The sequence below is a fragment of the Alkalibacterium sp. s-m-28 genome (assembly GCF_054658175.1).
In genome coordinates this window covers 1-255 of sequence record NZ_BAAGIQ010000396.1, presented here as the reverse complement: position 1 = coordinate 255, position 255 = coordinate 1, and the positions used below count along the sequence as shown (strand labels likewise).

1 pseudogene is annotated in these 255 nt (G+C 45.1%); it reads right to left on the bottom strand.

Going from position 1 to position 255, the window contains the following annotated elements:
- Nucleotides 1-255, bottom strand: a pseudogene (locus tag ACYQ4S_RS12740) (transposase); the annotation flags it as partial.

The following is a 255-nucleotide window of genomic DNA, read 5'->3' as shown; positions in this document are numbered from 1 at the left end:
TGCTTCGCTCATTGTAGATACGCTGCCAAGCTTGTGTGCCTCTTGCGGGATGATTGTACTTTCTGGCATCATCCATTTGTTTTACCTTATAGACTTTTTGACACAGCCCCGCATTTTTTAAGGGGCATTCCCGGCAATGGGCTTCTGGTCGAACATACTTGAGGGCACCATAACGTTTATCATAGCTGTCGTACTTATAGCTGTGTTCACGAAAACAGGTAGGGGCATAATGGTCATCAACTTCCCCATTATGTT